Origin of the sequence: Rhizobium sp. ZW T2_16, from assembly GCF_044987325.1 — a bacterium.
Taxonomy (GTDB): Bacteria; Pseudomonadota; Alphaproteobacteria; order Rhizobiales; family Rhizobiaceae; genus Neorhizobium; species Neorhizobium cellulosilyticum.
In genome coordinates, this window is the sequence record NZ_JBJDRG010000003.1 from 220,803 (window position 1) to 246,167 (window position 25,365).

Consider the following 25,365-nt stretch of genomic DNA (forward strand, 5'->3'; position numbering starts at 1 on the left):
CACCTTCCCAGCCATCACGATACCGCGTGACGTTTAAGGATCTTCCATGAGCAGCTTCGACCTCGCCGCCCTCGAAAAGACAATCGAGACCGCTTTCGACAACCGCGACAGCGTCACCGTCTCGACCAAAGGCGAAATACGCGATGCCGTCGAAACCTCGCTCAACCTGCTCGACGGTGGCCAGGCCCGCGTCGCGGTTCGCGGCGAAGACGGCACCTGGGCTGTCAACCAGTGGCTCAAGAAGGCCGTTCTCCTCTCCTTCCGCCTGAACGACATGGAAGTCGTCAAGGGCGGTCCGGGCAACTCCACCTGGTGGGACAAGGTTCCGTCCAAGTTCGAAGGCTGGGGTGAAAACCAGTTCCGTTCCGCCGGTTTCCGCGCCGTGCCGAATGCAGTGGTACGCCGTTCGGCCTATATCGCCAAGAACGTCGTGCTGATGCCGTCCTTCGTCAATCTCGGCGCTTTCGTCGATGAAGGCACGATGGTCGATACCTGGGCAACCGTCGGCTCCTGCGCGCAGATCGGCAAGCATGTGCATCTTTCGGGCGGCGTCGGTATCGGCGGCGTGCTCGAGCCGATGCAGGCCGGTCCGACGATCATCGAAGACAATTGCTTCATCGGCGCCCGTTCGGAAGTCGTCGAAGGCTGCATCATCCGCGAGGGCTCGGTTCTCGGAATGGGCGTCTACATCGGCAAGTCGACCAAGATCGTCAATCGCGCCACCGGCGAAGTGACCTATGGCGAAGTCCCGCCCTATTCCGTCGTCGTCGCCGGCTCGATGCCGTCGGGCAATGCAACGATGCCCAACGGCCTCGCGGCTCCGCATCTCTACTGTGCCGTCATCGTCAAGACCGTCGATGAGAAGACCCGTTCCAAGACGGGTATCAACGAGCTGCTGCGCGACTAATAGAGACCCATCCGATGTCTGTTTCCGATCCGATTGCAAACCTGCAAACGCTGATCCGTTGCCCTTCCGTCACCCCGGCGGAAGGCGGCGCGCTTTCGGCACTCGAAGCGATGCTTGCGCCTCTCGGCTTTACCGTTGAGCGGATGATCGCGACTGAGCCGGGTCTTCCCGACGTCGAAAACCTCTATGCTCGGCTCGGAACAGACGGGCCGCATCTGATGTTCGCCGGCCATACGGATGTCGTGCCGGTCGGCGATGAAAGCGCGTGGAGCCATCCACCCTTTGGGGCAGAGATCGCCGATGGCGAGATGTTCGGCCGCGGAGCGGTCGACATGAAGGGCGGCATCGCCTGCTTCATCGCAGCTGTCGCCCGTCATATCGAGAAGCATGGCGCGCCAAAAGGATCGATCTCCTTCCTGATTACCGGCGACGAGGAAGGTCCTTCCGTCAACGGTACGGAAAAGCTTTTGAAATGGGCCACTGACAAGGGTGAGCGCTGGGATGCCTGCCTGGTCGGCGAACCGACCAATCCCGACATGCTCGGCGACATGATCAAGATCGGCCGCCGCGGTTCCGTGTCCGGCAAGGTCACGGTGTTCGGCGTGCAGGGCCATGCGGCCTATCCGCATCTGGCCGACAATGCAGTTCGCGGTCTTCTGCCGCTTGCTTCGGCGCTGATGGACCCGCCCTTCGACGCCGGTACCCCGGAGTTCCCGGCGTCCAATCTGGAAGTGACGACCGTCGATGTCGGCAATCCTGCCACCAATGTCGTGCCGGCCAAGGCAGGCTTCGCCTTCAATATCCGCTTCAACGACACCTGGACGGCCGATACGGTGAAGGCCGAGATCCTGCGCCGGCTGGACGAGGCTGCCTCCGACCAGACGCTGCGGCCGGATCGCCAGCCGACCAGGTACGAGATCACCTGGGCAGAGCGGCCGAGCCATGTGTTCCTGACCCGCAACAACGCGCTGATCGGCTCGCTTTCTTCCGCCGTCGAAGCCGTGACCGGCAAGCAGCCGGCGCTGTCGACCACCGGTGGGACGTCTGATGCGCGGTTCATCAAGGATTATTGCCCCGTCGTCGAATTCGGCCTTGTCGGACAGACCATGCATATGGTGGATGAGCGTGTCGCCCTTGCCGATCTCGAGACGCTGACCCAGATCTACGGAACCTTCCTCTCCCGCTGGTTCGGCGATGCCTCCATTTCCTGAAGTCAAATTCTACATCAGCGGCCTCTGGCTGCTTTTCAAAGGTGATGCGCAGGGCCTGCAGCGGCTCGACATGACCGATCGCGGCATGATGCGGTCGTTCTGGGCCTTCGTCTGGTGCCTGCCGGCCATGTTCGTCTATTGGACCGGGATGCGGTTCGCCTTCCTCTCTGCGAGCACGGAAGGAACCAAGGCAGGTCTCGGTTTTTATCTGAGGCTCTTTATGGTCGAGGCGATCAACTGGATCCTGCCGCTTACGCTGCTCGGCGTTCTTTGCCTGCTGCTGAAGACCGAACGCAAGTTCACCGCCATCGTGGTGGCGACCAACTGGCTTTCGGTTCCGATATCCTATGCCTATGCGGTGCTGACGCTGCTGCTGTTTCTCGTGCCGTTTGCAGCTGGCCTCATCGCACTCGTGCAGCTTGCCCTGCTGATCGCGACGATTTTCGCCATTTCCCGCTTCGTGCGTCAGATTTGTGGACCGGAGCCGCTTGTGGTCGCAACAACCATGCTGGTGCTGCTGGTGCCGGGTCTCATCGTCGCCGACCTGCTGCAATCCTATCTCGGCGTGTCGCCCTACTGATTTATGCCAGCGCAATTCCGGACGCAAAACCGGTTCCCGCTTTTGCTGGAATTGCTTCAAGCATCGCCGGGATAATCGACCTTCATGAAATAGAGGCCTTCCGGTGGCGCAACCGGGCCGCATTCCTTGCGGTCTCGCGCTTCAAGCGCTCTGCGCACGTCGTCAGGTGACATCTTCGCTTCACCGGCGAGCTTCAGCGTCCCGGCGAAGGAGCGGATCTGATTGTGCAGAAAACTTTGCGCGCTGGCGCGGATTTCGATCAGGTCGCCGGAGCGTGTCACATCCAGCCGGTCCAGCGTCCTCACCGGGCTTTTGGCCTGGCAATGGGTGGAGCGGAAGGTGGTAAAGTCATGGTGACCGACGAGCATCTGGGCGGCGGCGTGCATCGCCTCGTGGTCGAGTTCCTTCGGCACCCACCAGGCCTGACCAGCCTCGATCGCCAGCGGTGCCGGGCGACTGATGATGCGATAGAGATAATGCCGCTTCACCGCCGAAAACCGCGCATCGAAATCATCCGAGACCTGCTGCACATCGATGATCGAGACACGCTCGTTCGCCATCATCAGATGGGCATTGAGCGCATTGCGCAGCTTGAACGGTTGCCACTCGCGGGTCAGATCGGCGTGGATGACCTGGCCCCTCGCATGAACACCTGAATCGGTACGGCCTGCCCCGCGAACAGATACCGTTTCGCCGGTGAGCGACAGGATGCCGTTCTGCAGGGCAGCCTGTACGGAATGGCCGTTTTCCTGCATCTGCCAGCCGACATAGGATGTGCCGTCATATTCGACGGTCATGCGGAACCGCGGCATCAGGCAGCCCCGACCGGAAGTTTGGTGCCCTTGGGCAGATGCGTGCCGCGCAGGAAATCGGCCGCATCCAGCGGCTTGCCGCCCGCCTTCTGCAGGCGGGTGAGCTTCACGGCGCCCTCGCCGCAGGCAACGATCAGCGTATCGTCGAGAAGCTCTCCGGCGGCACCGCTTCCTTCTCCGATGGCAGAGCTGAGAACCTTGATACGTTCAGGCTTGCCGTTGATCTCGGCTTCGAACCATGCGCCCGGGAAAGGCGAGAGACCACGGATATGGTTATGAACGTCACGCGCCGGCTTGGAGAAATCTATGCGGGTTTCGGCCTTGTCGATCTTGGCGGCGTAAAGGACGCCCTCTTCCGGCTGCGGCGTCAGCGGCAGGTCGTCGGCTTCGAGCTTTTCCATCGCCTCGACCATGGCGCGGGCGCCGACGAGCATGAGCTTGTCATGCAGTTCGCCGGCCGTCATCGCTTGCGTGATCTCAACTTCTCTCGTCAGCGCCATCGGGCCGGTATCAAGTCCCTTTTCCATCTTCATCACGATCATGCCGGTCTTCTCGTCGCCGGCCATGATGGCGCGCTGGATCGGCGCTGCACCGCGCCAGCGCGGCAAGAGCGAAGCGTGGCCATTATAGCAACCGAGCTTCGTGCCTTCGAGGATCGCCACCGGCAGAAGCAGGCCATAGGCCACAACGACCGCGACATCCGCGTCGAAATCGCGAAATGTCTGGCGATCTTCTTCCGCCTTGAAATTCAACGGTGTGAGAACCGGAATACCGAGCAGTTCGGCGGCCTGATGCACCGGCGATTTGGTCAGATCAAGCCCGCGGCGACCGGCCGGGCGCGGCGGTTGGGTGTAAACCGCAACGATCTCGTGGCCGGCCTGCTTGAGGTTCTGCAATGTCGGCACGGAAAAATCCGGCGTGCCCATGAAGATGATGCGAAGTGACATGGGACTTCTCGCGCCTCGCGGACGCGCCTTCCGTTTTCAGTCAGGTAGACCGAGACCTAAACAGCCTTGCCCTTGGCAAGCTTGGTGAACCTCTTGATTACCATGTCACGCTTCAGCCGCGAGATGTGGTCGATGAAAAGCACGCCGTTCAGATGGTCGATCTCATGCTGCAGGCAGGTGGCAAGCAAGCCGTCCGCTTCGAGCATATGTTCCTTGCCGTCGCGCCCGACATATTTCACGCCGATCGTAGCCGGTCGCTCGACCTCGGCATAATAATCCGGGATCGAAAGGCAGCCTTCTTCGTAAACCGAGAGCTCATCCGAAGATTTGACGATCTGCGGGTTGATGAAGACCTGCGGGTTCTTCTCTTCGTCCTCGCGCGACACGTCGATTACGAGCATTTGCTTCGGCACGCCGATCTGGATCGCGGCGAGACCGATGCCCGGCGCGTCATACATGGTTTCGAGCATGTCATCGGCGAGCTTGAGAAGCTCGGCGTTAACGGTTTCGATGGGCGCCGAAACCTGCCTAAGAAGCGGATCGGGAAGGATGATGAGCGGCTTGATTGTCATGCCGCCCCCATAGCGCATCTTTTGCGTCGATGGAACAGGTATGCAGCATGCTTCTTGGCGTATGTTCACGTTTTGATCTTTCGTTGCTAATGCAATCTGCTAGAGTGGCGCCATGAGAGAGATCCTTGCCCATATCCTGCCGCCTGATTTTGTACTACCAATCCTGCTCATAGGAGCAGTTCTCGCCGTTCTGGCGGTCATCATCGCGCTTTTCGCCATCCTTCGCGGCGGCCGCCAACGCGAAGAGATGACGCAGCGCACGATGGATGCGGAAGCGCGCCTGGCCGAACTGGTGCGGATGCAAGGCGAGATGCACGGGCGTGTCGCCGCCATGGCCGAGACGATCACCAGCCGTCAGGCCGAACTCAATCATGCCGTCAACCAGCGGCTCGATGGCATGACCCACAGGCTGGGCTCGACGATTACCGAACAGACCAAATCGACGCATGAAAACCTGCGTAAGCTGCAGGAGCGGCTGGCCGTCATCGATGCGGCACAGAACAATATCCAGACGCTGGCCAAGGATGTCGTTGGTCTGCAGGCGATCCTTTCCAACAAGCAGACGCGCGGAGCATTCGGCCAGGGCCGGATGGAGACGATCGTGGCCGACGGCCTGCCGCACGGGGCTTATTCCTTCCAGTCGCCGCTTTCCAACGGAACGCGACCGGATTGCGTGATCCGTATGCCGAACGGCGCACCGCCGCTGGTGATCGACGCCAAATTCCCGCTCGAAGCGTGGACTGCGTTTCGCGAGGCCGCCTCGCCCGACGCGCGGCGTGCTGCCGCCCAGCAGTTCCGGCGAGATATGGACGTCCATATCAGGGACGTCTCGGAAAAATACCTGATTGCCGGCGAAACACAGGATACCGTGCTTCTTTTCGTGCCGTCGGAATCGATCTTTGCCGAGATCCACGAGCATTTCGATGCGGTGGTGCAGAAGGCTCAGCGCTCCCGCGTGGTGATCGTCTCGCCCTCACTGCTGCTTCTATCGATCCAGGTCATTCAGGCCGTGCTGAGAGACCAGCGAATGCGCGAGCAGGCGCATCTGATTCAGGGCGAGGTCGGCCTGCTGATGGAGGATTTGACGCGGCTAGATGACAGAACGCGCAAGCTGCAGTCGCATTTCCTTGCCGCGGAAAAGGATGTCGAGCAGATACTGACCTCTACCGAGAAACTGACCCGACGTGGCAACCGGATTACTTCGCTGGAGCTGGAAGCACCCGCGAAAGCCGAGCAATCGGCAGATGCACCGCCGCCGAAATCGGTCGAGAGCCGTACAGGTCTTCTGCGGCTTCGGGTAGTTGACGAGGACTAGTGCCGTCGGGCAGTGTCCGCGCATATCAACACGCATGGCAGGGCACTTCATGATCACCGTCTTCGGCTCCATCAATATGGATCTTATCGCCACAACGGCAGAATTGCCCAAGCCGGGCGAGACGGTTCCAGGTCAGACATTCTCGACGGCCGCTGGTGGCAAAGGCGCCAATCAGGCACTCGCGGCACGGCGGGCTGGCAGCCGCGTAAAAATGTCGGGTGCAGTCGGGAGCGATACATTCGCAGACCCGGCACTGGAACTTCTGAAGGCTGCCGGTACGGACCTTTCTTCTGTTCTGAAGGCTCGTGAACCGACGGGGACGGCACTCGTCCTTGTCGGCGGCGATGGCGAGAACATGATTGTCGTCATTCCCGGTGCCAACGGCACGATCACCGCCGATGAGGCCGTCAAGACGGTCGATGCAATGGCCGCGGGCGACATTCTGATGCTGCAGCTCGAAATTCCGCCAGCTGCCGTCGAGGCCGTGTTCAAGGCTGCGCGAGAAAAAGGCGTTACCACTATCCTTAATACCGCACCATTCACGAAAGAGGCGGTCCGGCTGTCCTCTTTGGCAGATATCGTCGTTGCCAACGAAACGGAATTCGATCTGGTATCAGGCGAACCTGCGGCCAGTGCCGAAGCCCGCATAGCGGCCCTGAATAAGCTGCATTCGGAAAGCGGTCAGACATTCGTCGTGACGCTCGGTGGCGATGGTGTCATTGCCATTCGCGATGGCGAGATCCTGACGGCCAAGGGACTTGTCATCGAGCCCGTCGATACGGTGGGAGCCGGCGATACGTTCTGCGGCTACCTGGCTGCCAGCCTCGACCAGGGCCTGACCTTCGCGCAGGCCCTTCGTCGGGCAGCGGTCGCCGGGTCGCTCGCCTGCCTTTCGCGTGGCGCCCAGCCTTCGATCCCTCTTGCCGAAGCCGTGGATCAGAAGCTGTAAAAACCTCTCATCGGCCTGGAAAACCGGGCCGATGCCTTGTTGCAATTTCAGTCAAATTTAACAGATGCCAGGTAGCGTCGCTGCGGCATCTTCTTCTTAAGGCGTCAGCCGAGCAGAACGCCCCATGACGGGGCCTTCACTTGCCATGTCAGCGATCTCCGCCCCACGGATCCACGAGGCAAGTCATGTCCTTCCTGCGCCTGAATTCCCTTTCGAAAAAACTGATCGTCGTCACCAGCATTGCCATCGCGCTACTGCTCATCGTCTCCAATTTCTTCATGATCTCCCAGACAAGCGACAGGGTGACCACGCTTACGCTGGAGCAGGCCAATGCCGAAGCGCGTTCCATCGGCAACGAAGTTGCGGCCGAAATCGGCCAGCTTGCGGGTGCGGCGCGCGCGATGGCCGGCGTTGTCGGCCGCGGCCACGAGGCGGGCTATCTCGATCGCAAGAATGTCATCGATGCGCTGAAGGCCAATCTCGAACAGAACACCTTTGCCTATGGCAGCTGGTTTGCCGAAGTTCCCGGCGCGTTCGACGGCCGGAACGCCGAGTTCATCGGCAATGGCGAGTTCGGCGGCAACAAGAAGGGCGAACTTGCTCCCTACTGGACCAAAAACAAGGCCGGCAACATCGCCTATAGCGTCTTCGAGGTCGACACCCAGGCGGAATGGTATGCCCTGCCGGCAGCGTCAAAAAAAGGCGCGCTGACCCAGCCCTATATCGAAAGCTCGACCGGCGACAAGACCGCCATGAGCTCGATCGCCTACCCCGTCATGTCCGGTGACAAGCTCATCGGCATTGCCGGCGTCGATGTTTCGATGGCAACGCTTTCGAGGACCCTGCAGGCGATGCGTCCCTTCGGTTCCGGCCGGGTTTTGCTCGTCTCTCAGGGCGGCAAGTGGATCGTTCCGGATATCGCCGACAATCTGATGAAGCCGGTCGAGGGCCAGGGCACGGACGTGCTGCTTTCGACACTGAAATCCGGCAAGCCGGCAACGATCGACAATCTGGCCGGCCCTGATGGCGAACTTTACGAGCGGGTCGTCTATCCCTTCACTGTTCCAGACCTCAACACCAGCTGGGCTGTCGTCGTCGATGTGCCGATGAGCGTGATCATGGCTCCGGTCACCGACCAGACCTTCATGATGATCGTCAGCGGCATCCTCCTGCTCAGCGCCGTCATCGTCACCCTCTCGGTTGCCAGCGGCTCGCTGCTGCGCCGCCCGCTGAACGCCCTGCTTGCCAGCGTCGGACAGCTTGGCGAAGGCAGGTACAACGAGGCCGTACAAGGCCAGGACCGAAATGACGAAGTCGGTGCGCTGGCGAGATCGCTGGAAGGTTTCCGCCACACGCTGGCCGATGGCAAGCGGCTCGCTTCGGAAGCCGAAACCCAGCGCAGTGCCGCCGAAGACCTGCGCCATCGCTCGGCGGCCGAGCGTGAAGCCGCTGCCCGTCAGCAGGCGCATGTGGTGGAGCTTCTCGCTTCAGGCCTTGCGGAACTTTCCAACGGCAACCTGCAGCATCGCCTGACGGGTGAATTCCCAGGTGACTACGAGAAGCTGAAGCACGACTTCAACAGCGCTCTCGAGAGCATCGAAAACACCGTCATCTCGGTCGCCTCGTCAGTGCAGAATATCGGTAACGGCACGCGTGAAATCACGGCCAGCACTGGTGACCTGTCTCACCGCACCGAGCAGCAGGCGGCAAGCCTTGAACAGACCGCCGCAGCGCTGAACGAGTTGACCGAGCAGGTCAACTCCAGTGCCGAAAACGCCGGCACGGCAGCCTCAACGGTCAATCTTGCCTGTGAAGACGCCGAAAAGTCCGGCGAAGTGGTGCAGAAGGCCGTCGCTTCCATGCAGGCCATCGCGCATTCCTCGCAGGAGATCTCGCGCATCATCAGCGTTATCGACGAGATCGCCTTCCAGACCAATCTTCTGGCGCTGAATGCCGGCGTCGAGGCAGCCCGCGCTGGTGAAGCCGGCAAGGGATTTGCCGTCGTCGCGCAGGAAGTGCGGGAACTGGCGCAGCGTTCTGCGACCGCGGCAAAGGAAATCAAGACCCTTATCAATGCCTCTACGACGCAGGTCAACGAGGGTGTGGACCTTGTCGGCAAGGCCGGCGATGCGCTGCAGAAGATCGCAATCCAGGTCATGCAGATCAACGGACTGATCCGCCAGATTTCCTCTTCCGCCGGCGAGCAAGCGGTGGGGCTGAAGGAGATCAACTCGGCCGTCAACCAGATGGATCAGGTGACGCAGCAGAACGCCGCCATGGTAGAAGAGACGACCGCTGCCAGCGCCGTGCTGAATGGCGAGGCGGAAACGCTCAGGGATCTCGTCCAACGCTTCCGCACCTCGGCTCCAAGCGTCGGTTCAGCGCAGCCGCTTCGTCAGATGGCGCAGAGAATGCAGTCTGCGGCTCCGCGCCGAGCTGAGGCGCCCGTCTATGCACCGCGTAAGGTGGCAGGCGTTTCCCATGGCTCGGCAGCCGTTGCGGAAAGCTGGGAAGAGTTCTGAGAAACACGATGGGGTGCCGCCCGTGAAGGGCGGCACCCTGAACTTCAGAGGCGCGCGACGCGTTCCGTCAGCAGCGCGAAGAAACCGTCGGCATCGACATTGCGCATGAAGGTCGCGTTGCGCCTGCGGTCGGTCACATGCCACCAGTCGACCACGGTCATACCGACCGTCAGTTCTGACTCGACCTCGATCTCCACATTGCAAAGACGACCAGAGAAGAGTTCCGGCTTCAGCAGATAGGCAATCACGCTCGGATCATGCAGCGGCCCGCCATCGGAACCGTATTTCTCGATATCAAAGCGTTCGAAGAAGGCCAGCCATTCAACCAGAACCTGGGCGGGACGCGTGCCGAGCGCCGCGATCTTTGCAACGCGGTCCCGTGTCGTCAGAAGCTGATGCGTCACGTCCAGCGGCATGATGACGGTCGGGATGCCGGCGTCGAAAACGATCTTGGCCGCTTCCGGATCAACATAGATGTTGAACTCGGCCGCCGGCGTGATGTTGCCGCCTTCGAAGCAGCCACCGCCCATCATCACCAGTTCCTGGATACGGCTGGCGATATCCGGCGCCTTCTGCAGTGCCAGCGCGAGGTTGGTCAGCGGGCCGAGCGTGCAGATTGTTACCGTTCCGGAAGGCTCGCAGCGCAGCGTCTCGATGATGAAATCGATGGCATTCTGAGCCTGCGCCTGCATGGTCGGTTCAGGCAAATCAGCACCGTCAAGCCCGGTCTTGCCATGCACATGCTCGGCGGTCACCTGCGGCCGGTTGAGCGGCTTCAATGCCCCCTCGTACACCTTGGCATCCGGCTTGCCGCAGAGTTCGCAGACGATGCGCAGGTTACGGCTGGTAAACGAGAGGGGGACATTTCCGGCAACGGCACAGAGGCCGAGGATTTCCAGTTCCTCAGGGCTTGCGAAAGCCAGCATCAGCGCTGCGGCATCGTCCTGGCCTGGGTCGGTATCGATAATGATCTTACGTGGCGACATTGTTCATCCCCTGAATTCGAGGGGGATTGGTGGAGGCCTGCGCAAGCTTTGTCAAGCACGGCAGGAGCAGCTTTCACGCAGCAGATCATCCGCCGCAACTTGCGCTTCCGATGTCGGCAACCCATATAAATCACGGTACCGGCGTGCCTTCTGGGCGTCGGCATGGTCGCTTGATGCAAGGACTGAACGATGACCCGGATGACACCCTTCGCGAGCCCGCTACTGCTGGGCTTCGATGCGATGGAAAAAACACTCGAACGCCTCGCCAAGGCGAATGAAGGCTACCCGCCATACAATATCGAGCGAATCAGGTCGGGCATTGCCGATGGCCATGAGAAACTGCGCATCACGCTTGCCGTCGCCGGCTTTTCGGAAGACGAACTTGACGTTACGACCGAAGAAAATCAGCTGGTGATCCGCGGTCGCCAGATCGAGCAGCCGGAGCGCGATTACCTCCACAGAGGCATTGCTGCACGCCAGTTTCAAAGGGTTTTCATGCTTGCAGACGGGATGGAAGTCTCCTCCGCCCTCTTGAAGAACGGCCTTCTCTCGGTCGATCTGGTGCGCCCGGAACCGCAACGCGTAGTGAGAAAAATTAACATTTCCGTCTCAGACTAGAACGTGTCGGCATCAAGGCCGACGCCCTCAAGCGGAGGCTGGAATGCTTTTGAAAGAAGCGAACACGCATTTGTCGCAATCCGAACTCGCCCATCTCGGTGCTGGTGAAGTTGGGTATATTCGCAGGATGCGGTCTGAAGAAGTCTCCCGCTGCTTTCCCGAAGCTCCCGATATGGATCCAAGCTTGGACCTCTGGGCTTTGTTCGGCGCCGACGGCACGCCGATCCTGTTGACCGACAACCGGTCCAGCACCTTCTTCAAGGCAGCAGAAGACGACCTGAAGACGGTCAGCCTGCACTGACCGCATTTCTCTTAAGGGCCGTTCTCAGGCCCTGATAAAGGTCAGATAGGCTGAGGAGCGCCCTTCCCTGCGGGCCTTGTTCTCGTAGCGCGTTCCCGGCCAGCCGGCATAAGGCGTCAGCCAGTCGGAAGACTGCTCCGCCTGCCAGGCAAAACCGCCGTGGTCACGGCAATGCATCAGCGTATGATTGATATAGGTATCGATATCCGAGGCAAAGCAGAACGTGCCGCCGGGTTTCAGCACGCGATGGAAACGATCCAGGTTGACCTGTGAGACGAAGCGACGCTTCCAATGCTTCCGCTTGGGCCAAGGATCGGCATAGAGAAGGTCTATCTGGTCGATCGAGCCTGCCGGCAACCAGTCCAGCACCTGCGTCGCATCATCGTCGTAGACGCGAATGTTCTTCAGATCATGGATCTCGACCTGCGACAGCAGCTTCGCCATCGAGTTGACGAAGGGCTCGACACCGATGAAACCGGTCGTTTCGTTTTCCCGGGCGCGATGAACCAGATGTTCGCCGCCGCCGAAGCCGATTTCAAGCCGCATACGCTCGACCGGAGCCGGATAAAGCGTGCGCAGGTCGTCCGGCGCCGGTGATGCGAGATCGAGCTTGAGGGCCGGCAACAACGTCGCCATGCCTTCGGCCTGACGCTCGCGGAGAGGCTTGCCCTTCCGGCGGCCGTAAAACGCTTCCGTTGCCCGCGTTGGGTGCTGCTGCTCGTCAGTCATGATCTCGTCGTCCAAAAACAAAGAAGCGGATGCCCGCAGAAGGCACCCGCTTTAACGTGTGATTACCAGATCGGTAAAGCCCCGATCGGAAAAGGCTTACTCAGCCGCGACCAGAAGATCTTCCTTCAGAGCATCCTTGAGCGGCTTCACGAGGTCGGTCTTTTCCCAGGAGAAGGAGCCGTCACGGCCGGACTTGCGGCCGAAGTGACCGTAAGCCGAGGTCTTGGCGTAGATCGGCTTGTTGAGGTCGAGATGGCGGCGGATGCCTGTCGGCGACAGGTCCATCACCTTGCGGATCGCGTTTTCGATCTGGTCTTCGGTGACGTTCTTGCCGGTCTGGTGCAGGTCGACATAGATCGACAACGGCTGGGCAATACCGATCGCGTAGGAGATCTGGATCGTGCAGCGATCGGCAAAGCCTGCTGCGACAACGTTCTTGGCGAGGTAACGGGCGGCATAAGCTGCCGAACGGTCGACCTTGGTCGTGTCCTTGCCGGAGAATGCGCCGCCGCCGTGGGGGGCTGCACCGCCATAGGTGTCGACGATGATCTTGCGGCCGGTGAGGCCCGCATCACCATCCGGGCCGCCGATGACGAACTTGCCGGTCGGGTTGATGTACCACTTGCAATCGGCGGCAATCGGCAGATCGCCGAGCGCTTCGCGGATATAGGGTTCGACGACCTGGCGAACCTTTTTCGAATCCCAGCTGGCATCGATGTGCTGGGTGGAGAGAACGATCGAGTCGACTTCGGTCGGCTTGCCGTTTTCGTAACGCACAGTCACCTGGCTCTTGGCATCGGGGCCGAGCTTGCCGGCATCACCTTCGCCCTTCTTGCGGGCAGTCGCGAGCAGCTGCAGAATCTTGTGCGAATAATAGATCGGAGCCGGCATGAGATCCGGCGTTTCCTTACAGGCGTAACCGAACATGATGCCTTGGTCGCCGGCACCTTCGTCGCCCTGCTTGTCGGCTGCGCTATCGACGCCCTGCGCGATATCGGCAGACTGGGAGTGCAGCAGCACGTCGATCTTCGCCGTCTTCCAGTGGAAGCCGTCCTGCTCGTAACCGATGTCGCGGATGGCCTTGCGGGCTGCCGACTTGAACTTCGACGGGTTGATGACGTCGTTGCCGTTCTTGTCCTTCTTCATCAGGCTTGGCGGCAGGCGCACTTCACCGGCGATTATTACGCGGTTCGTGGTGGCGAGCGTTTCGCAGGCAATGCGAACCGTCCACGGATCAACACCCGTCTTTGCAGCTTCGCGGTACACAAGGTCCACGATTTCATCGGAAATGCGGTCACAAACCTTGTCCGGGTGGCCTTCTGCCACGGACTCGCTGGTGAACAGATAATTGGCGTGCATGCGGGGAACCCCTCAAAGAATGGACAGTGAAATGTTTAGTGAGTTCAACTGATAAAAACAAGAACACAACGACATAAATATATCTTTATGCCTAAAATTGCCTCTGAGCTGAAATGAGGACAAAAAAAAGCGGCTGTAAAAGCCGCTTTCTCCTCCCCGTCTCTTGAAGAGAGACTACTCCTCCGCCTCGGCTGCGAGAGCCTTGACGAGATCGACGAGCCTGCGGCGAACCTTGGGATCGGCAATCTTCACGAACGCACGGTTGAGCTGGAGACCTTCCGAGGACGACAGAAAGTCAACGACGTAGTTGGAGCTGGATGCTTCGGCCATGCCGGTTGCACCGCCGGACTGCTCGCCCGGCGCGTCTTCGAAGAAGAAGGACACCGGAACATTAAGAATGCTCGAGATGTTCTGCAGGCGGCTCGCACCGACGCGGTTCGTCCCTTTTTCGTATTTCTGGATCTGCTGAAAAGTAATGCCAAGGCTTTCGCCCAGCTTTTCCTGACTCATGCCCAGCATCGTTCTGCGCAGGCGGATCCGGCTCCCGACGTGAATGTCGATCGGGTTCGGCTTTTTCTTGTTTTCAATCATAATGGGGGTCCTGGTGAAGTTGCAGTTAGGTTTTCAACCCGGTCCGCGTATGGAGAATACACCTCACGATTGGGACGACAGAACCAATGCGCGAAGCATATGACGAGACGGTAGGCATTCTCACTATGCAATTTTGGGGGTTTTTGGTCAATTCGCGCGGGAATTAAAACTTAGACGCGAGGACACTGCAATCAAAGACATAAATGCCACAACCAACCAGAAGTACCACCGCCGACTGCTATTACTCCAATATAGGATATATTTACCACCTATAGATGCGTCAATCACACCCTTTTGATTGTATCCAAGCCCCTGCACTACACGGCCAAATGGATCCACGACCGCCGAAATGCCGGTATTTGCTCCGCGAATCAGGAACATACCGTTCTCGACGGCCCTCAGACGGGCCTGCTGGAAATGCTGGTAAGGACCGGGCGTTGCACCAAACCAGCCATCATTCGTCACGTTCAAAATGGCCGAAGTCCGCTCGACATCCGGACCGATCTCGCCTGGGAAGATCGCCTCGTAGCAGATCAACGGATAGAGAAGCGCACCGCCTGGCAAGGTGAGAAGGCTGCGTGAGGACGCGGCCGTAAAGCCGCCCGGCATGGCGATCGCCTCGGTAATCCCAAGCGACGCAAGGATGCTTTCGTAGGGCACATATTCGCCATAGGGAACAAGATGCACCTTATCTGCCGCTGATGTTATTTGCCCATCACTATCAATAACATAGATGGAATTATAATATCGCGGCGCGACGCCGACGCCGGCGTTTTCGGAGCGTACGGCGCCGGTGACGAGCACCTGTCCGTCTTCAAGAACCTCGGCGATCCGAGCCAGCGCGTCCGGATTTTCGGTCAGGATGAACGGCACCGAAGTCTCAGGCCAGACCACGATATCCGGGCGGGCTTCACCGTCCTTGAGCGGCGCTGCCGTGAGGCGCAAATGCTCCTCGAAGATCTCCGTGCGGTTCGTATCGTCCAGTTTCTGGGCCTGATCAATCATCGGCTGAACAATACGTATGGTTGTTTTTTTGCCGTCTCCCGAGGCGAGTTTTTCGTCTGCGACATTTAGTCGCCACGCACCAAAGCCTACATGCGCCGCCGCCAGAAGGACAGCAAAGGCAAGACCGATAATCTTACCCTTCCCCGTGCCGAACAACGCAGGAGCCGAGAAAACGAAGACCGCAAGCACCGTGACGCCGAAAATCCCAAGAACCGCGTCCGACTGCATCATCAGCGGAACCGGCATGGCGCCATAAGCGATGGCATTCCAAGGAAAGCCAGTCAGCACAAAGCTGCGCAACCATTCCGCCACCCCGAAGGCTGCGGCGAGTGCTGCCAGACGCCCGATGCCATCGGACCAGACAGCGCGGGCAAGCGCCGTCGCCAGGCCATAGAAGATTGCGAGATAGGCGGGCAGTCCGAAGACGGCGAGAGGCAGCGCCCAGGCGAATTCCTCGGCATCGACCAGCAGGGCGTTGCCGAGCCACCAGAGGTTAGCAACGAAATAGCCGAATCCGAACAGCCAGCCGATCACGAAGGCCGCGCGCAAGCGGCTGGCTGCCCCGCCGCCAGGATTGCCCGTCGATCCGTCGATGAGCCAGACGAGAAGCGTGAACGATATGAAAAGCGTGGCGAAGATACCGAAGGGAGGAAGTGCCAGAGCACCAATGGCACCCGCAAATACTGCGAGTGCAATCCGGGACCACCCCGAAAGAAGCATGACCTTGCCCGCCAGCCACTCCATACAAGTCCCCTTTTCGCGAATCAGGGCGCAGTGTTTCAAAAAAACTGCGCCCTGTCGCGGGTCGGACTGTGGATCAGGCTTCGGGACGCGCGGCGCCGTTTTCGGCCGGAGCAGGCAGCAGCGCGGCCGCTTGCGGCGGCGCGGTAATCAGCGCCTCGCTCTCGCCTTTCACCTGTCGGCGACGGACAAGAGCGCGCTTGCGCAGGATCTTGACGCGCTTGATGCGGCGCGGATCGGCATCGAGGATCTGGAATTCGAAGCCGGGAACGGCCTGGACGACCTCGCCGCGAACCGGAATACGGCCAAGCGCCGAGAAGATCAGGCCGCCAAGCGTATCGACATCCTCGATGCGGTCGCGGACATCGAAATCGGGACCGATGGCCTTAGAAATCTCCTCAAGCTCGATACGGGCATCGGCGATGAAGACATCCTCACCGGCCTTGGAGAGCATGACTTCCTGATCGTCATGTTCGTCCTCGACATCACCGATGACCATTTCGACGATATCCTCATGACTGACGAGGCCGTCGGTGCCGCCATATTCGTCGATGACCAGAGCCATCTGTGTGCGGGCAGCCTGCATCGAGCGCAACAGGTCGGAAGCCAGCATTGAGGGTGGTACGAAAAGCAGTTTGCGGACGAGGCCCGCCTCGGCAACAGTCTGTTCGAGGTTGACGCGGCCGAGATCGAAGGCAGCCTTGGGTGCCGCGCGGGTCGGCTTTTCGGTGCCATTGACTGCTGCAGAGATCTGCACCGTCGAGGCCTTCGAGCTGACGCGGCGCTTATTGCGCGCCTGCTTGGCCAAATAGGAGAGGAGATCGCGAATGTGGACGAAGCCGCGGGCATCGTCGAGATTGTCGCTATAGACCGGCATGCGAGAGCGGCCGGTTTCCTCGAAATGGATCATCAGCTCGCCGATGGTCATGTTCATATCCACCGCCTCGATATCGGCGCGCGGCACCATGATGTCCTCGACGCGGACTTCGCGGAAACGGAGGATGTTGTGCAGCATCGCCCGCTCGTCAGGCGAAAAGGCGTTGCTGACATTCGTATCCGTCATCAACGCGTCGGCGAGATCCTCGCGGAGCTGTTCGCCCTGCGATGGCCGAAGCAGGCGCACGGCCCTCGACCAAAAGGAATTGTGGGATTTGGGATGATGTTCGGACCTCGCCGAACTACTGCCCTCGTCCGACGAGGCAGAGTCCGAACTGTCCTTGCCCTCTCGGGCGACATTGCTCGAATAATCGTTCATTGTTCCAAACTTATATCAACGGGTCCTGCCCCGCATAGGGGTCAGATAGGCCGAGACCGGCCAAAATGCGAGTCTCCACTGCTTCCATCTCTTCCGCTTCGTCCTCTTCCATGTGGTCGTAACCGAACAAATGGAGGAAACCATGGACGAGCAGATGGGTCAGATGATCGTCGAAAGTCTTGTCGAGATCAACCGCCTCGCGCTCGACAGTTTCCCTTGCAACCACGATATCGCCCAGCATCGGGCCGGGCATGCCGCCCGGTTCGAGTGGAAAAGCAGGGAAAGACAAGACGTTGGTCGGCTTGTCCTGATCCCGCCACTCGGCGTTAATTTCCTGGATGGAATCGTCATTGGTGAAGACCAGAGACAGTTCCGGCGCCATTTTCGGGAAGGGCTGGTCTTCTTCGCGGACAAGATAATCCACGGCAGCACCAAGCACGCGGCTTGCCAGAGACGCCAAAACGGCCTCGTCCGGCCAGCCGCCATCTTCCACGCTGATCTGTATGTCTAGTTCGGGCATGAATGGTGAGCCCGACCGGTATTACCGGTCGAGAGCTTCCTCGCTTTCCTCGTGGACGGCGTATTGCGCGTCATAGGCCCTGACGATGCGACCGACCAGCGGATGACGCACGACGTCCGTATCCTTGAAGCGGACGACCGAGATGCCTTCGACACCCTTCAGGATCTGCAGCGCCTCGACAAGACCGGATTTGACGCCACGCGGCAGGTCCACCTGGCTCGGGTCGCCGGTGATGATCATGCGCCCGTTTTCGCCAAGGCGGGTCAGGAACATCTTCATCTGCATCGATGTCGTGTTCTGTGCCTCGTCGAGAATGATCGCGGCGTTTTGCAGCGTGCGGCCACGCATGAAGGCGAGCGGTGCAATTTCGATGACGCCTGCGGTAATGGCACGATCGACCTTGTCGGCCGGGATCATGTCGTAAAGCGCATCATAAAGCGGGCGCAGATAGGGATCGACCTTTTCCTTCATGTCACCTGGCAAAAAGCCCAGGCGCTCGCCCGCCTCTACGGCCGGTCGCGTCAGGATGATCTTGTCGACCGCACCGCGCTCCAGAAGCTGGGCGGCGTGGGCGCAGGCGAGATAAGTCTTGCCGGTACCGGCCGGGCCGACACCGAAGACGAGCTCGGCGCGTTCCAGCGCCCGCATATAGGCGTCCTGGGTGGGCGTGCGGGCCTGAATGGTCTTCTTGCGGGTGGAAATCTGCGCCATGGAGAGCTTTGCCTTGCGTTCCAGCGTCGGCAGGCTCAACTGGTCATCGGCGGCCTGCGCCATGCGGATCGCACCTTCGACATCGGACGCTTCCACGGAGCCGCCTTTCTGCAGACGTTCATAGAGGGAATCGAGGGCTCGGCGCGCCTGATTCGTGGCAACGACATCTCCTGAAATGGAGACCGAATTGCCACGCGGGCGGGCATCGATATTGAGACGCTGTTCGAGAAGCTTGAGGTTCTGGTCGAACTGACCGAAAAGTTCGCTTGCTAATCGGTTATTCTCGAACGTCAGGACGAAGTGGTTGGCGTCGGTCGCTGCGGATCGGGGCTGGCGCGCTGTCGAAGAAACCAATTCTGATGCGTTCAAGTAAGCAAGCTCCTCAACTTGAATTAGACCTCGATTAAACTCTCAACCGGCTCGGCAAACAAGCTGTTCGGACCGGTGCCGATGATTCGTACACTGATAATCTCACCGATTTGCGATGTTTTTGCATCAACATTCACAGACTGCAGCCAAGGCGAACGTCCGATCACCTGGCCCGGCATGCGGCCCGGCTTTTCCAGAAGCAGATCGATGGTCTTTCCGACACAGGATGTGGCGAAGTCGGCCTGCTGTTTCAAGAGCAGCGCCTGAAGCCGTTCCAGCCGCTCGGTCTTGACCTCTTCGGCCACATGATCCGGAAGATCCGCACCCGGCGTGCCCGGACGGCTCGAATATTTGAACGAGAAAGCCGAGGCGTAATTCACCTCTTCGACCATTCTCAGCGTGTCCTCGAAATCCTGATCCGTCTCGCCGGGGAACCCGACGATGAAATCGCCCGACATGGCGATATCGGGACGGGCTGAGCGGATACGCTCGATCAGTGCCAAATATTCCGCACCCGTATGACGGCGGTTCATCGCCTTCAGGATACGGTCGGAGCCTGCCTGAACCGGAAGATGCAGATAGGGCATGAGAATGCGCAGGTCGCGGTGTGCATTGATCAGGCGGTCGTCCATGTCGCGTGGATGGCTTGTCGTATAGCGCAGGCGGGCAAGGCCCGGAACATCGGCCAGCCGATAGAGAAGATCGGCAAGGCCGATTGCATTCCCCTTGCCGTCTTCTGAAGCCCAGGCGTTGACATTCTGGCCGAGCAGCGTGATTTCGCGCACCCCGGCATCCACCAGCCGCTTTGCCTCGTCGATGATCTGGCCGATGGGACGGGAAACCTCGGAGCCACGCGTGTAAGGCACTACGCAGAAGGTGCAGAACTTGTCGCAACCTTCCTGCACGGTGAGGAAGGAGGTAACACCGCGCGAGCGAATAACCTTCTTTTCGGTTGCCGGCAGGTGCTCGAACTTGTCCTCGACGGCATATTCCGTATCGACGACACGCTCGCCATTGCGGGCCTTTTTCAGCGCGTCCGGCAGGCGGTGATAGGTTTGCGGGCCGATGACCACGTCGACTGCCGGTGCGCGGCGGATGATCTCCTCGCCTTCGGCCTGGGCGACGCAGCCTGCAACGCCGATCATGAATTCGCGGCCTTCGGCGGCGCGCTCTTTCTTCATGTCACGCAGGCGGCCGAGCGCGGAATAAACCTTTTCCGCCGCCTTCTCGCGGATGTGACAGGTGTTGAGCAGAACGAGATCCGCCTCCCCCATGTCTTCCGTCGTCACATATCCCTCGCCCGCCAGCGCATCGCCCATGCGGGTGGAATCGTAGACATTCATCTGACAGCCGTAGGTCTTGATGAAGACCTTGCGGGTGTTGGGACGGCTGTCCGGACAGTGAGCAGCCTCATTGGCCGGCGCGGGAATGGAGACATGTTCGTTCATGCCGCTTCCATACCGCAAGAAAGGGCGGAATTGAAGCGGCACATAAACCGTCCGCTCAATCCGCATCATACTCCCTTTGCCGCAGATGCCTTATCAACATGCGACGGAGCTGGGCGGTGATGTTCTGGCTCAGGTGCTTGCGATTGTCACCGGTGCGAAAATCGACCGTATCGCCGAAAGCGACCTCCACATCGAGCGCGCCTTCCTTCAGCACGCCGATCAGATGCGGCATCAGCTCTATATCGCCCGGCCAGGCGGCAAGCGGGCGATGGAAACGCCCCATCGCCATGCCGTGAACGCGGGTATAGGCGATCGCGACCGGCTGGACGTGCACGACACCATCGGGGGTGTGAGGCACTGCTGCTGCAGCAGCTCCGAAAAGCGAGGATTTCACCTCCAGCAGACGGTTGCCGTCCGAGGTGGTGCCTTCGGGAAAAAGCACGACGATCTCGCCGGCATTCATGCGCGCGGCAATCTCGTTGACCTGCTCGCCGGTGCGGCGTTTTTCTTCGCGCACGACAAAGATCGTCTTCTGCAGCTTTGCGAGAATGCCGAAGACCGGCCAGTTGGCTACTTCCGACTTGGCAATATAGACGACATCGGCAACCGCGCCGAGAACGAGGATGTCCTTCCACGAGGCATGATTTGCCGCGAGCATCAGCGGCCGGCGGCGTTCGATGTGGCCATGGACCCGGATACGGATACCCAGAAGCCAACAGGCGGAACGATGCCAAAGACGCGGAACGTAACGGCGGATCTTCAAGTCAAAGGCGAGGCCGAAAAGCTGAAACGGCAGGAGCGCCAGTGTCACGATCACGAGACAGACGACAACAAGGCCGATCCGGATGGATGTGATCACTTGTCTTGTCCCTACCGGTTCCGCTCAATCATCGTTCTTGTCGAGGGGAATGCCGTAAAGCTCGAGCCGGTGGCCGACCAGCCGAAAGCCGAGCTCACGGGCGATGCGCTCCTGCAGCGCTTCGATCTCGGCCGACTGAAACTCGATGACGTTGCCGGTATTGAGGTCGATCATGTGATCGTGATGTTCTTCCGGCACGGTCTCGTAACGGGAGCGGCCGTCGAGAAAGTCATGTTTCTCGATAATCCCCTCGTCCTCGAACAGTTTCACTGTCCGATAGACCGTCGAAATCGAGATGCGCGGATCAACCTTGGACGAGCGGCGATAAAGCTCCTCGACATCCGGATGATCGTCGGAATCCTGCAAAATCCGGGCGATGACCCGGCGCTGATCGGTCATGCGCATGCCCTTTTCGGCACACAACTCTTCCAGGGTCTTGGAAAGGTCTGTCATGACGTTCTGGCCTTCGAAATATTCACGTATGCTGAGGGACTAGCGAAGATCACGGCTCATGACAAGCGCTGCGGTCCGTCGACCATCCGCTCCCAGATAATAAGCCGGTCTCTCGGCCACCTTGGCAAAACCGAGTTTGCCGTAAAGCCCGACGGCAGGCCTGTTTTCGGCCTCGACTTCAAGAAACATGCTGTCGGCGCCGCGGGAGATTGCCTCACGCACCGCTGCCTGCATCAGGCGCCAGCCGAGCCCCTGGCGACCGAACTTTTCGGCGACCGCAACCGTCAGGATTTCCGCCTCTCCGCCAGCCTCGCGACTGAGCACGAAGCCGCCGAGTGGCTTTGAAAAGAATGCATTCGTCTGGCGTGCAATGAAGCCGAAGACATTTTTCTGCGAAAGAAGGTCCTGAAACTCAGCTTCGCTCCACTGGCGCGGAAAACGCAGGCCGTGCAGTTCGGAAATCTCGTGGCAATCGACATCCTCGATCGGCACGACTTCGAAAAACGGCTTCCAGGTCAGATAGTCGTCAAACATGGGCTACACCCGCGCCAGAGCAAAACCCGTCTGCGGTTTTGCATCAGGTCCACGCAAATAAAGCGGCTTCGGCCGTGCTCCAGCGGCATCCTTTGCAGCACCGATACGCGCGACAGTTCCGATATCGAAGCGATCACCCGTCTTGGAAATCCACGAGCCGGTAGGCTCGGCAGAGAGGGATTTGACAAGATTGTCGACGTTTTCTGCCGAAAGCGCTGCCGGTTCGTTCAGCGCAGCGCCATCGACGGCGAAAGCCTGCGCATAGATTTCCTCGCGCTTGGCATCCATGGCGATGAGAACCGGCATGTCGGAACCGCTGGTTGCCCGATACGATGCCGCGAGCGTTTCCAGCGTCGAGACGCCGACACAATCGATCCCGAGGGAGAGAGCCAGACCGCGAGCAGCCGCGACGCCGACACGAATGCCCGTGAAGGAACCTGGGCCGATGACGACGGCGATGCGGCCGACCGCATGGAGATCGACTTGGGCTTCATCCAGAGCCTGATCGATGACCGCCATCAGGCGTTCCGCATGCCCCTTGCCGATTTCTTCCGAGACGGCAGACAAAAGCCTGCTGGCGGAACTGTCAAATACCGCCGCAGAACAATCGATGCCTGCAGTGTCTATAGCGAGAACGATCATGAACAGGTCTTGCGGGTATCAGAGGGCCTCAACCGCCTGGACTTCGGGAACGAAGTGCTTGAGCAGGTTCTGCACACCATGCTTGAGCGTTGCAGTGGAAGACGGGCAGCCGGAGCATGCGCCCTTCATGTTGAGATAGACGGTGCCGTCCTTGAACCCCTTGAAGGTAATGTCGCCGCCATCCTGCGCAACTGCCGGGCGGACACGCGTCTCGAGCAGTTCCTTGATCGTGGCAACCAGCGTCTCGTCGCCTTCATCGAAAAATTCGCCTTCCTCGTCGGAAGCCTCGGCAAGGGACGAACCGCCGCCCATGACCGGCTGGCCGGACATGAAATGCTCCATGATCGAGCCGAGAATGGCGGGCTTCAGGTGCTGCCATTCGGAATCAGACTTGGTAACGGTGATGAAATCGTAGCCGAAATAAACGCCCGTGACGCCGGGAACGTTAAAAAGGCGCAGGGCCAGCGGAGAGGCTGCAGCTTCTGCTTCATTGCGAAACTCGGCCGTGCCTTTTTCCATGACAACCTTGCCGGGAAGAAACTTCAGGGTCGCCGGGTTCGGCGTGGCTTCGGTCTGGATGAACATGGGCTTGCTCCTGGCCGCGAGCGGCACTCAGTTTAGAACTCTTCCAAATAAGATAACCGTTCTCATCTTTGGGTTCAAGTGCGCCTTTGTCCGCTCATGGTCAATAGTGAGATCACGCCAGCGAGTCGATTTCCTCGTCCGAGAGCGTGTCGGGAAGTACCGTGACCGGGATTGGGAAGGCTGCACCGCGACCGGCGACTGCGGAGACCAGCGGTCCCGGGCCTTCCTTCGCCGAACCTGCTGCGAGCACGAGGATCGCGATATCGCGGTCTTCCTCGACCAGTCCGTTGATCTGTTCGGGAGCGCTGCCCTCGCGGATGACGATTTCCGGGTCGATGCCGATTGTTTCACGCACCCGGTGGGCGGCCTTCGCCATTACCGCTTCGGCCTCTTCCATCGCTTCGGCGCGCATGATCTGCTCGACACCCAGCCATTGCTGGAAATCGCCTTCGGGAATGACATAGAGGAGAACCAGACCGCCATTGGTATTCTTGGCGCGGCGGCCGGCATAATGGACCGCTTTTTCGCATTCCGGCGTGCCGTCGATGACCGCCATGAACTTGCGCCTGTGGCCTTCAAGCCGCGAAAGTCTCTTGGAAACCATAACGCCCCCTGTGTTGCCGAAGCAGTCTCGCCGCGGACCTTATACCAACGTGTAAAAATGAAAACCCGCCGCTTCACGCGACGGGTTTGCCTGTTCATGCCGCCTCAAAAATCAGCGCAGGAAGCCGATGATGTCGAAGACTTCGTCCATGACCTTTTGTGCACGTGCCCCGGCGCGCTCGCCGCCATCCTTGAGGATTGCGTCGATATGCGTGGTGTCGTCGAGCAGGCGGCGCATCTCGGCGCCGATCGGAGCCAGAACCTCGACCGCCAGTTCGGCAAGCGCCGGCTTGAAGACGGAGAACTGCTGGCCGCCGAATTCGGCCAAGACGTCAGCCTTGGTGCGATCGGCAAGGGCAGCATAGATGCCGACGAGATTGTCGGCTTCCGGGCGGCCGGCCAGGCCTTCGATTTCGCTCGGCAGGCCTTCCGGGTCGGTCTTGGCCTTGCGGATCTTCTTGGCGATATCGTCGGCATCGTCCATCAGGTTGATGCGCGACAGATCCGACGGATCGGACTTCGACATCTTCTTGGTGCCGTCACGCAGCGACATGACGCGCGGGGCCGGACCATCGATCAGCGGCTCTACCAACGGGAAATAACCATGGATGGGCTCTTCGCCGACGACCATGTCGACGCCGGTTCCCGTCGCACGGATCTTGTCCTGGAAGTCGATGTTGAACTTCTGGGCAATATCGCGGGCGAGTTCCAGGTGCTGCTTCTGGTCGTCGCCGACCGGAACATGGGTGGCGCGGTAAACGAGAATGTCGGCCGCCATCAGGCTCGGATAGGCGAGCAGGCCGAGCGAGGCGTTTTCGCGGTCCTTGCCGGCCTTGTCCTTGAACTGCGTCATGCGGTTCATCCAGCCGATACGGGCAACGCAGTTGAACACCCAGGCTAGCTCGGCGTGCTGCGGCACGGCCGACTGGTTGAAGACGATGTGCTTCACCGGATCGATACCGGAAGCGATGAAGGCTGCGGCGATCGAGCGGATCTGGCCGCGCAGGTCGTCATGCACAAGTTGCGCAGTGATCGCATGCAGGTCAACGACACAATAGATGCAGTCGTTGTTTTCCTGCAGCGCCACGAATTTGCGGATCGCGCCGAGATAATTGCCGAGATGGAGATTGCCGGTCGGCTGAACGCCGGAGAAAACGAGCGGCTTGAAGGTGTTCATGATGTCCTCGAATAGGCGGTTGGAAGGCCTCAGGCCTCAAGGTTACGCGCTCCCGGCAGGTTTG

Annotated in this window: 27 protein-coding genes; 8 read left to right on the top strand and 19 right to left on the bottom strand. The window is 59.9% G+C overall.

Annotation, left to right across the window (positions count from 1 at the left end; genetic code table 11):
* Positions 1-46 precede the first annotated feature (46 nt).
* From dapD to ACI3K0_RS10985, 3 genes are read left to right on the top strand one after another with little or no spacing between them, the layout of a single operon-like run.
* Positions 47-907, top strand: a complete 861-nt coding sequence (dapD, locus tag ACI3K0_RS10975; RefSeq protein WP_183823531.1) for a 2,3,4,5-tetrahydropyridine-2,6-dicarboxylate N-succinyltransferase — start codon at positions 47-49, stop codon at positions 905-907.
* Between the two features lie 14 nt (positions 908-921).
* Complete coding sequence (gene dapE / locus ACI3K0_RS10980; protein ID WP_183823533.1) at positions 922-2,118, top strand: succinyl-diaminopimelate desuccinylase; 1,197 nt, start codon at positions 922-924, stop codon at positions 2,116-2,118.
* Entirely contained in the window at positions 2,102-2,698 is a 597-nt protein-coding gene (locus ACI3K0_RS10985) for a hypothetical protein (RefSeq protein WP_183823535.1), read from the top strand. The genes dapE and ACI3K0_RS10985 overlap by 17 nt, the downstream gene beginning before the upstream one ends.
* 56 nt (positions 2,699-2,754) lie before the next feature.
* Here ACI3K0_RS10985 and truA read toward each other — a convergent pair whose 3' ends face one another.
* Genes truA through def form a run of 3 tightly spaced genes read right to left on the bottom strand, consistent with a single transcriptional unit; the run spans position 2,755 to position 5,029 of the window.
* Positions 2,755-3,510: a tRNA pseudouridine(38-40) synthase TruA gene (gene truA / locus ACI3K0_RS10990; protein ID WP_183823537.1), complete on the bottom strand. Its 756-nt coding sequence runs from the start codon at positions 3,508-3,510 to the stop codon at positions 2,755-2,757.
* The gene (gene fmt / locus ACI3K0_RS10995; protein ID WP_183823539.1) at positions 3,510-4,457 is read right to left on the bottom strand and encodes a methionyl-tRNA formyltransferase; all 948 of its coding nucleotides are present in this window, start codon (positions 4,455-4,457) and stop codon (positions 3,510-3,512) included. The genes truA and fmt overlap by 1 nt, the downstream gene beginning before the upstream one ends.
* A gap of 56 nt (positions 4,458-4,513) precedes the next feature.
* Positions 4,514-5,029, bottom strand: a complete 516-nt coding sequence (gene def / locus ACI3K0_RS11000; protein WP_148145961.1) for a peptide deformylase — start codon at positions 5,027-5,029, stop codon at positions 4,514-4,516.
* A gap of 112 nt (positions 5,030-5,141) precedes the next feature.
* Here def and ACI3K0_RS11005 point away from each other — a divergent pair, with 112 nt between their 5' ends.
* The 3 genes from ACI3K0_RS11005 to ACI3K0_RS11015 all read left to right on the top strand — a co-directional run bounded on the left by ACI3K0_RS11005 (position 5,142) and on the right by ACI3K0_RS11015 (position 9,815).
* Positions 5,142-6,344: a DNA recombination protein RmuC gene (locus tag ACI3K0_RS11005; protein WP_183823541.1), complete on the top strand. Its 1,203-nt coding sequence runs from the start codon at positions 5,142-5,144 to the stop codon at positions 6,342-6,344.
* A 49-nt stretch (positions 6,345-6,393) separates the two neighbouring features.
* Complete coding sequence (locus ACI3K0_RS11010) at positions 6,394-7,293, top strand: ribokinase (protein WP_148145963.1); 900 nt, start codon at positions 6,394-6,396, stop codon at positions 7,291-7,293.
* Between the two features lie 185 nt (positions 7,294-7,478).
* Entirely contained in the window at positions 7,479-9,815 is a 2,337-nt protein-coding gene (locus ACI3K0_RS11015; protein WP_404945327.1) for a methyl-accepting chemotaxis protein, read from the top strand.
* Positions 9,816-9,859: 44 nt separating this feature from the next.
* Here ACI3K0_RS11015 and ACI3K0_RS11020 read toward each other — a convergent pair whose 3' ends face one another.
* Complete coding sequence (locus tag ACI3K0_RS11020; RefSeq protein ID WP_183684933.1) at positions 9,860-10,801, bottom strand: nucleoside hydrolase; 942 nt, start codon at positions 10,799-10,801, stop codon at positions 9,860-9,862.
* Between the two features lie 189 nt (positions 10,802-10,990).
* Here ACI3K0_RS11020 and ACI3K0_RS11025 point away from each other — a divergent pair, with 189 nt between their 5' ends.
* Positions 10,991-11,419: an Hsp20 family protein gene (locus ACI3K0_RS11025; RefSeq protein WP_148145966.1), complete on the top strand. Its 429-nt coding sequence runs from the start codon at positions 10,991-10,993 to the stop codon at positions 11,417-11,419.
* A 43-nt stretch (positions 11,420-11,462) separates the two neighbouring features.
* Positions 11,463-11,720: a DUF1150 family protein gene (locus ACI3K0_RS11030; RefSeq protein WP_148145967.1), complete on the top strand. Its 258-nt coding sequence runs from the start codon at positions 11,463-11,465 to the stop codon at positions 11,718-11,720.
* A 24-nt stretch (positions 11,721-11,744) separates the two neighbouring features.
* Here the strand turns inward: ACI3K0_RS11030 and ACI3K0_RS11035 are convergent, their stop codons facing one another.
* The 15 genes from ACI3K0_RS11035 to trpS all read right to left on the bottom strand — a co-directional run bounded on the left by ACI3K0_RS11035 (position 11,745) and on the right by trpS (position 25,301).
* Positions 11,745-12,449, bottom strand: coding sequence for a tRNA (guanosine(46)-N(7))-methyltransferase TrmB (locus ACI3K0_RS11035; protein ID WP_148145968.1), 705 nt, complete (start codon positions 12,447-12,449; stop codon positions 11,745-11,747).
* 96 nt (positions 12,450-12,545) lie between these two features.
* Positions 12,546-13,808, bottom strand: a complete 1,263-nt coding sequence (gene metK, locus ACI3K0_RS11040) for a methionine adenosyltransferase (RefSeq protein ID WP_183823548.1) — start codon at positions 13,806-13,808, stop codon at positions 12,546-12,548.
* 174 nt (positions 13,809-13,982) lie between these two features.
* Positions 13,983-14,399: a helix-turn-helix domain-containing protein gene (locus ACI3K0_RS11045; RefSeq protein WP_148145970.1), complete on the bottom strand. Its 417-nt coding sequence runs from the start codon at positions 14,397-14,399 to the stop codon at positions 13,983-13,985.
* Between the two features lie 147 nt (positions 14,400-14,546).
* The gene (gene lnt / locus ACI3K0_RS11050) at positions 14,547-16,148 is read right to left on the bottom strand and encodes an apolipoprotein N-acyltransferase (RefSeq protein WP_183823550.1); all 1,602 of its coding nucleotides are present in this window, start codon (positions 16,146-16,148) and stop codon (positions 14,547-14,549) included.
* Positions 16,149-16,221: 73 nt separating this feature from the next.
* The gene (locus ACI3K0_RS11055) at positions 16,222-17,400 is read right to left on the bottom strand and encodes a hemolysin family protein (RefSeq protein WP_183823553.1); all 1,179 of its coding nucleotides are present in this window, start codon (positions 17,398-17,400) and stop codon (positions 16,222-16,224) included.
* Positions 17,401-17,410: 10 nt separating this feature from the next.
* Positions 17,411-17,920 carry an rRNA maturation RNase YbeY gene (gene ybeY / locus ACI3K0_RS11060; RefSeq protein ID WP_183823555.1) on the bottom strand — a complete coding sequence of 170 codons (510 nt, stop codon included), beginning with the start codon at positions 17,918-17,920 and terminating at the stop codon, positions 17,411-17,413.
* Positions 17,921-17,941: 21 nt separating this feature from the next.
* Positions 17,942-19,000 (bottom strand): PhoH family protein, encoded by a 1,059-nt coding sequence (locus ACI3K0_RS11065; RefSeq protein WP_148145974.1) that lies wholly within the window; start codon positions 18,998-19,000, stop codon positions 17,942-17,944.
* Positions 19,001-19,023: 23 nt separating this feature from the next.
* Entirely contained in the window at positions 19,024-20,448 is a 1,425-nt protein-coding gene (gene miaB / locus ACI3K0_RS11070) for a tRNA (N6-isopentenyl adenosine(37)-C2)-methylthiotransferase MiaB (RefSeq protein WP_183823557.1), read from the bottom strand.
* 55 nt (positions 20,449-20,503) lie between these two features.
* Positions 20,504-21,307, bottom strand: coding sequence for a lysophospholipid acyltransferase family protein (locus ACI3K0_RS11075; protein WP_148145976.1), 804 nt, complete (start codon positions 21,305-21,307; stop codon positions 20,504-20,506).
* A gap of 24 nt (positions 21,308-21,331) precedes the next feature.
* Positions 21,332-21,760, bottom strand: coding sequence for a Fur family transcriptional regulator (locus ACI3K0_RS11080; RefSeq protein ID WP_148145977.1), 429 nt, complete (start codon positions 21,758-21,760; stop codon positions 21,332-21,334).
* 39 nt (positions 21,761-21,799) lie between these two features.
* A complete protein-coding gene (locus ACI3K0_RS11085) occupies positions 21,800-22,294 on the bottom strand; it encodes an N-acetyltransferase (RefSeq protein WP_183823559.1) in 495 nt (164 codons plus the stop codon).
* 3 nt (positions 22,295-22,297) lie between these two features.
* The gene (gene tsaB, locus ACI3K0_RS11090) at positions 22,298-22,936 is read right to left on the bottom strand and encodes a tRNA (adenosine(37)-N6)-threonylcarbamoyltransferase complex dimerization subunit type 1 TsaB (RefSeq protein WP_183823561.1); all 639 of its coding nucleotides are present in this window, start codon (positions 22,934-22,936) and stop codon (positions 22,298-22,300) included.
* Positions 22,937-22,954: 18 nt separating this feature from the next.
* Positions 22,955-23,521 carry a NifU family protein gene (locus ACI3K0_RS11095; RefSeq protein ID WP_148145980.1) on the bottom strand — a complete coding sequence of 189 codons (567 nt, stop codon included), beginning with the start codon at positions 23,519-23,521 and terminating at the stop codon, positions 22,955-22,957.
* Between the two features lie 112 nt (positions 23,522-23,633).
* On the bottom strand, positions 23,634-24,125 hold the full coding sequence (locus ACI3K0_RS11100) for a universal stress protein (protein ID WP_148145981.1): 492 nt from the start codon (positions 24,123-24,125) through the stop codon (positions 23,634-23,636).
* A 111-nt stretch (positions 24,126-24,236) separates the two neighbouring features.
* Positions 24,237-25,301: a tryptophan--tRNA ligase gene (trpS, locus tag ACI3K0_RS11105; protein WP_183823563.1), complete on the bottom strand. Its 1,065-nt coding sequence runs from the start codon at positions 25,299-25,301 to the stop codon at positions 24,237-24,239.
* Positions 25,302-25,365: the final 64 nt, after the last annotated feature.

Coding starts and splice junctions, on each gene's coding strand:
- dapD (WP_183823531.1), top strand. CDS start 47: ATGAGCAGCTTCGACCTCGCCGCCCTCGAAAAGACAATCGAGACCGCT.
- dapE (WP_183823533.1), top strand. CDS start 922: ATGTCTGTTTCCGATCCGATTGCAAACCTGCAAACGCTGATCCGTTGC.
- ACI3K0_RS10985 (WP_183823535.1), top strand. CDS start 2,102: ATGCCTCCATTTCCTGAAGTCAAATTCTACATCAGCGGCCTCTGGCTG.
- truA (WP_183823537.1), bottom strand. CDS start 3,510: ATGCCGCGGTTCCGCATGACCGTCGAATATGACGGCACATCCTATGTC.
- fmt (WP_183823539.1), bottom strand. CDS start 4,457: ATGTCACTTCGCATCATCTTCATGGGCACGCCGGATTTTTCCGTGCCG.
- def (WP_148145961.1), bottom strand. CDS start 5,029: ATGACAATCAAGCCGCTCATCATCCTTCCCGATCCGCTTCTTAGGCAG.
- ACI3K0_RS11005 (WP_183823541.1), top strand. CDS start 5,142: ATGAGAGAGATCCTTGCCCATATCCTGCCGCCTGATTTTGTACTACCA.
- ACI3K0_RS11010 (WP_148145963.1), top strand. CDS start 6,394: ATGATCACCGTCTTCGGCTCCATCAATATGGATCTTATCGCCACAACG.
- ACI3K0_RS11015 (WP_404945327.1), top strand. CDS start 7,479: ATGTCCTTCCTGCGCCTGAATTCCCTTTCGAAAAAACTGATCGTCGTC.
- ACI3K0_RS11020 (WP_183684933.1), bottom strand. CDS start 10,801: ATGTCGCCACGTAAGATCATTATCGATACCGACCCAGGCCAGGACGAT.
- ACI3K0_RS11025 (WP_148145966.1), top strand. CDS start 10,991: ATGACCCGGATGACACCCTTCGCGAGCCCGCTACTGCTGGGCTTCGAT.
- ACI3K0_RS11030 (WP_148145967.1), top strand. CDS start 11,463: ATGCTTTTGAAAGAAGCGAACACGCATTTGTCGCAATCCGAACTCGCC.
- ACI3K0_RS11035 (WP_148145968.1), bottom strand. CDS start 12,449: ATGACTGACGAGCAGCAGCACCCAACGCGGGCAACGGAAGCGTTTTAC.
- metK (WP_183823548.1), bottom strand. CDS start 13,808: ATGCACGCCAATTATCTGTTCACCAGCGAGTCCGTGGCAGAAGGCCAC.
- ACI3K0_RS11045 (WP_148145970.1), bottom strand. CDS start 14,399: ATGATTGAAAACAAGAAAAAGCCGAACCCGATCGACATTCACGTCGGG.
- lnt (WP_183823550.1), bottom strand. CDS start 16,148: ATGGAGTGGCTGGCGGGCAAGGTCATGCTTCTTTCGGGGTGGTCCCGG.
- ACI3K0_RS11055 (WP_183823553.1), bottom strand. CDS start 17,400: ATGAACGATTATTCGAGCAATGTCGCCCGAGAGGGCAAGGACAGTTCG.
- ybeY (WP_183823555.1), bottom strand. CDS start 17,920: ATGCCCGAACTAGACATACAGATCAGCGTGGAAGATGGCGGCTGGCCG.
- miaB (WP_183823557.1), bottom strand. CDS start 20,448: ATGAACGAACATGTCTCCATTCCCGCGCCGGCCAATGAGGCTGCTCAC.
- ACI3K0_RS11080 (WP_148145977.1), bottom strand. CDS start 21,760: ATGACAGACCTTTCCAAGACCCTGGAAGAGTTGTGTGCCGAAAAGGGC.
- ACI3K0_RS11085 (WP_183823559.1), bottom strand. CDS start 22,294: ATGTTTGACGACTATCTGACCTGGAAGCCGTTTTTCGAAGTCGTGCCG.
- tsaB (WP_183823561.1), bottom strand. CDS start 22,936: ATGATCGTTCTCGCTATAGACACTGCAGGCATCGATTGTTCTGCGGCG.
- ACI3K0_RS11095 (WP_148145980.1), bottom strand. CDS start 23,521: ATGTTCATCCAGACCGAAGCCACGCCGAACCCGGCGACCCTGAAGTTT.
- ACI3K0_RS11100 (WP_148145981.1), bottom strand. CDS start 24,125: ATGGTTTCCAAGAGACTTTCGCGGCTTGAAGGCCACAGGCGCAAGTTC.
- trpS (WP_183823563.1), bottom strand. CDS start 25,301: ATGAACACCTTCAAGCCGCTCGTTTTCTCCGGCGTTCAGCCGACCGGC.